This is a genomic window from Micromonospora sp. 4G55 (assembly GCF_016803375.1).
Window position 1 is genome coordinate 1 of the sequence record NZ_JAEVHN010000504.1, and the last position, 4,568, is coordinate 4,568.

The following is a 4,568-nucleotide window of genomic DNA, read 5'->3' on the forward strand; positions in this document are numbered from 1 at the left end:
GGACTTCCTGCGGCCCGCCTCGATCCGCTTCGAGCAGGGCCGGACCAACCCGGACGCGTACTACGAGAGCTGGACCGACGAGGCCGGGCTGCGCCGCGAGGTGCTCGACCCCGCCGGCCCGGGCGGCTCCGGACGGGTGCTGCCCTCTCTCTGGGACCCGACGACCGACCGGGCCAGCCGGGCCGCGTACGTCCCGCTGCCGCCCGGCGCGGTGCTGCTGGTCAGCGGGGCGCTGCTGCTCGGCGGCGGGCTGCCCTTCGACGTCGCGGTGCACCTGGCGCTCTCGCCGGCCGCCCTGGCCCGGCGCACCGACCCGCAGCTGCGCTGGACCCTGCCCGCCTTCACCCGGTACGCCGACGAGGTCGACCCGGCCTCCTTCGCCGACGTGGTGGTCCGCGCCGACGACCCGCGGCACCCGGCCCTCGTCGAGCCGGACGAACCGGTCGACTGAGGCCGGAAAAACTCGTCGGTTTGATCCACTGCGCAGGTGGGTATTCGCCCGGCTCACAGAGCACGGGTGATCTCCCGTGCGGACCGTATCCGGGCGACCGGCCCGGCCGGGCCGGAGCCCCACGAAAGGCAGGCAGCGATGCTCGTCCACGACACCGTCGGTACGGGCCGATCCCAGGCGGAGATCGACCAGATCCGACTCTCCCTGCAGGCCCGCTACGACGAGCTGTCCGCTGAGTACGAGCAGGCCGTCGCGCAGAGCCAGGTGCTGCGGCTGGTGGAGGTCGGTGACACCGCCGGCGACGACCAGGCCGACAGCGGCACCAAGACCGCCGAACGGGACACCGCGCAGTCGTTGCTGCGCACGATCCTCGATCGTCGCGCCCAGTTCGAGCACGCGCTGACCCGCCTGGAAGAGGGCACCTACGGCTTCTGCGAGGGCTGCTCGGCGCCGATCCCGGTCGAGCGCCTGGAGATCTTCCCGTCGGCCACCTCCTGTGTGGCCTGCAAGCAGACGCGGGAGCGGCGGGCCGCCTGAGCGGCGGGCGTCGCGGTTGCCGGTCAGGTCCGGGCGCGGTGGACTCTCTCCATGGGTGACATCAAGGTGGGCACCGCGTCCTGGACCGACCGGACCCTGCTGGAGTCGGGGTGGTATCCGCAGACCGCGGACACCCCGGAGAAGCGCCTGGCGTACTACGCCCGGCGCTTTCCGCTGGTCGAGGTGGACGCCACCTACTACTCGCCGCCGGCCGAACGGACCGCCCAGCTGTGGGCCGAGCGGACCCCGGCGGGCTTCACCTTCAACGTCAAGGCGTTCAGCCTGCTGACCGGGCACCCGACGAAGGTGTCCGCGCTCTACAAGGACCTGCGCCCGGAGACGGAGAAGAAGAACCTCTACCCGGACGACCTGCCCGCGCAGGCGTACGAGGAGGTCTGGACCCGGTTCCTGTCCGCGCTGGACCCGCTGGTGGCGGCCGGCAAGCTCGGCGCGGTGCTGTTCCAGTTCCCGCCCTGGTTCACCATCAAGCGGGAGAACAAGGAGTACCTGCTGGAGGTGGAGCGGCGCTGCCGCCCACTGCGGCCGGTCTTCGAGTTCCGGCACGCCTCCTGGTTCGACGGCGCCAACGCCGACGAGACCGTGGCCTTCCTGCGCAAGCACCGGCTGCCGTACGTCTGCGTGGACATGCCGCAGGGCCACCGCTCCTCCGTACCCCCGGTGCTGGCCGCCACCGCGGACCTCGCGGTGGTGCGCTTCCACGGGCACAGCGACAAGTGGACCAGCAAGGACATCCACGAGAAGTTCGGCTACCACTACTCCGACCGGGAGTTGCGGGACTGGGCGCCGAAGCTGCGCGAGCTGGCCGACTCAGCCGGGCAGACCCACGTGCTGATGAACAATTGTTACCGCGATTTTGCCCAGACCAACGCCGCCACCCTGGCCGGCCTGCTCGACGACGGCGGCTGACGCCGGTCGCCGGAGTTCACCCGGTCGGGGTGACGCCGGCTCACCCGATGGCCGCGCAGCATGGGCGGTGTCTGCGGTCCGTCGACCGACGGAACCGTGAGGCCGACAGCGACGGAGGTGTCCGATGGCGGTGCGGGTCGTGACGGACAGGCGACGCGGCGGGGTGCTGCACGTGGTCGGTACGGCCGACGGCAACGCCCGCGCGCGACCCGGGCGGTTCCGGCCGACCCGGCCGTGGCGGGGGCCGAGCGGGCCGCCGCGCCGCGCTGACGACCGACGGTGGGAAGACGACGCACGGGGGTGGGCAGATGGCTGAGCAGTTGAGTTCGGCGTTCGAGACCTCGCTGGACAAGACGAACCTGATTCTCAAGGACATCGAGCAGGCGTACGGGTGGCCGAAGGCGCAACGCAACCAGTCCTACGCGGCGTTGCGGACCGTGCTGCACCTGCTGCGCGACCGGATGTCGGTGCAGGAGAGCGCGGAGTTCGCCGCCCAGTTGCCGGTGCTGCTGCGTGGGATCTACTTCGACGGGTGGCAGCCGGACAGCGTTCCGATCAAGCTGAACCGCGACGACTTCCTCTACGAGGTCCGCCAGGGCTTTCCGTACGACGTGGAGGGCGGCACGGAGCGGGTGGTGCAGGTGGTGCTCGACACGCTGCGCAAGCACGTGACCCAGGGCGAGTGGCAGGACGTGAAGTCCAACATGCCGGGTGACCTGCAGCGCATGATCCCCTGACCGGGTGATCGACGGCCCGTCCCGCCGGTACGGCGGGGCGGGCGCCGCGTGCTCTCAGGCCGTCCGGCTGACCGAACGCCCCGCCCGGCGGGCCAGCCCGGCGAACGCGACGGCGTCGACCACGGCCGCCCCGCCCGGGTCGTTGTTGAAGTAGACGTACGTCGGCTCGGCGTCGTCGAAGGCCTCGGCGAGCCGGCGTACCCAGGAGGCGAGCGCGGCCCGGCCATAGCGCGGCCACGGCTGTGCGCGGCCCTCGTGCAGCCGCAGGTAGCCGAAGTCCGTGGTACGCCAGAGCGGGGTCACCGGCCGGCCCCGCCGGTCCGCCCAGACCAGCGCGGCCCGCCGGCGTTCCAGCACCTGCCGCACCGGCGCCGTCCACCAGGACGGGTGCCGGGGTTCCACGGCCACCCGCACCTCGGCCGGGAAGAGGCGCAGGGTGGCGTCCAGCGCCTCCGGATCGGCGGGCAGGTTCGGCGGGAGCTGCACCAGCACCGGCCCGAGCCGGTCGCCGAGCGCGGTGGCCCGGCCCAGGAACCGGGCGACCGGCTCGGCCGGGTCGCGCAGCCGTTTGATGTGGGTCAGGTAACGGCTCATCTTCACCGCCACGCAGAAGTCGTCCGGGGTCCGCGCCCGCCAGGCGGCGAAGGTCTCCCGCTCGGGCAGCCGGTAGAAGGCGTTGTTCACCTCGACGGTGGCGAACCGGGTGGTGAAGTGCTCCAGCCAGAGCCGCTGGGGCAGCTTCGGCGGGTAGAAGCGCTCCCGCCAGTCGCGGTACTGCCATCCTGAGGTGCCGACCAGGATCATCGCTGCCGCCTAGTGCAGGCCCAGCGGGAAGACCTCGAACGCGGCGCCGTAGCGGACCCCGAGCCGGGTGCCGACCGGGCGGCTGATGCTCTCCAGGAACTCCGCCGGGTCGAACCCGCCGTCGCCGAGGCCCCGCAGGTAGGCGTCGTGCGCGCGCAGCGAGGCCAGCCCGGCGTCGAAGGTGGCGGTGACGTCCACCCCGTGCCGGGACAGCGGCGAGGCGGCGGCCCACACCTCCCGGACCCGGTTCCACGGCCCCACGCCGCCGGTCAGCTGCTCCGGGAAGATCCACCGGTTGCCGGCGTCGCGGGCCGCGTCGAGCACGGCCCGTCCGGTCGCGATGTGGTCGGCCTGGTTGAGCGCGTACGCCCCGTCCCAGGTGTCGCGGAAGTTGTTGGTGATCACCACGTCGGGGCGGTGCCGCCGGATCACCTCGGCGATCGCCCGGCGCAGCGGCACGCCGTACTCCAGCAGCCCGTCGGGCCGGCCGAGGAACTCCACCGTGGTCACCCCGACCACGGAGGCCGAGGCGCGCTGTTCCTCCTCGCGCACCACCCGGGCCCGCTCCGGGGTGGTCCCGTCGATGCCGGCCTCGCCGCTGGTGACCAGGCAGTAGGCGACCTCCTTGCCCTGCCCGGTCCATCGGGCGACGGCGGCGGCCGCGCCGAACTCCAGGTCGTCGGGGTGGGCCACCACGGCCAGGGCGCGCTGCCAGTCCTCGGCCAGCGGCGCCAGCGGTGCGGGCTGCGGTTGCCCCATGGTGACCTCCCTGCCGGACGGACCGTGCCCCCCATCCTGGCACCGCCGTCGCCGCCGTGCCCGGTTCGTGGCGCGCCGGTGAGCCCCGGCGGGGCCGGGGGAACTGTCCCGCTCGCCGGGTCCCGCCGTCTACGGTGTGGTTAGAGAAGATCGCGCGTGGGGTACCACCCGCTGCACGACGGACCCCGCCTGTGGCGGGGCGGCACACCCGAGGGAGCACCCATGGCACTCAACGACGACGACATGCAGACCACCAGCGGCGGCGGCCTCGAGGGCCCGGCCGACGGTGGCGCGACTCCCGGTCACCAGGACGGCGGCGCCGACGGCGGCGCGGACCGTGGTGCGGAGCGCGG

Annotated in this window: 6 protein-coding genes; 4 read left to right on the forward strand and 2 right to left on the reverse strand. The window is 73.1% G+C overall.

The features are described 5' to 3' along the window. From JNW89_RS28410 to JNW89_RS28425, 4 genes are all read left to right on the forward strand, one after another. The coding region (locus tag JNW89_RS28410; RefSeq protein WP_238451448.1) for a uridine kinase at positions 1 to 451 on the forward strand (451 nt) is incomplete at its 5' end. 138 nt (positions 452 to 589) lie between these two features. Continuing rightward, positions 590 to 988, forward strand: coding sequence for a TraR/DksA C4-type zinc finger protein (locus tag JNW89_RS28415; RefSeq protein ID WP_088962383.1), 399 nt, complete (start codon positions 590 to 592; stop codon positions 986 to 988). Positions 989 to 1,039: 51 nt separating this feature from the next. Beyond that, complete coding sequence (locus JNW89_RS28420; protein WP_238451449.1) at positions 1,040 to 1,915, forward strand: DUF72 domain-containing protein; 876 nt, start codon at positions 1,040 to 1,042, stop codon at positions 1,913 to 1,915. A gap of 308 nt (positions 1,916 to 2,223) precedes the next feature. After that, the gene (locus JNW89_RS28425; RefSeq protein ID WP_238451450.1) at positions 2,224 to 2,652 is read left to right on the forward strand and encodes a DUF2267 domain-containing protein; all 429 of its coding nucleotides are present in this window, start codon (positions 2,224 to 2,226) and stop codon (positions 2,650 to 2,652) included. Between the two features lie 54 nt (positions 2,653 to 2,706). On the opposite strand, the gene JNW89_RS28430 is transcribed toward JNW89_RS28425, so the two are convergent. Together JNW89_RS28430 and JNW89_RS28435 are read right to left on the reverse strand one after the other, a co-directional pair. Continuing rightward, positions 2,707 to 3,456: a DUF72 domain-containing protein gene (locus JNW89_RS28430; RefSeq protein ID WP_238451451.1), complete on the reverse strand. Its 750-nt coding sequence runs from the start codon at positions 3,454 to 3,456 to the stop codon at positions 2,707 to 2,709. A gap of 9 nt (positions 3,457 to 3,465) precedes the next feature. After that, positions 3,466 to 4,215: a PIG-L deacetylase family protein gene (locus tag JNW89_RS28435; protein ID WP_238451452.1), complete on the reverse strand. Its 750-nt coding sequence runs from the start codon at positions 4,213 to 4,215 to the stop codon at positions 3,466 to 3,468. Between the last annotated feature and the right edge of the window lie 353 nt (positions 4,216 to 4,568).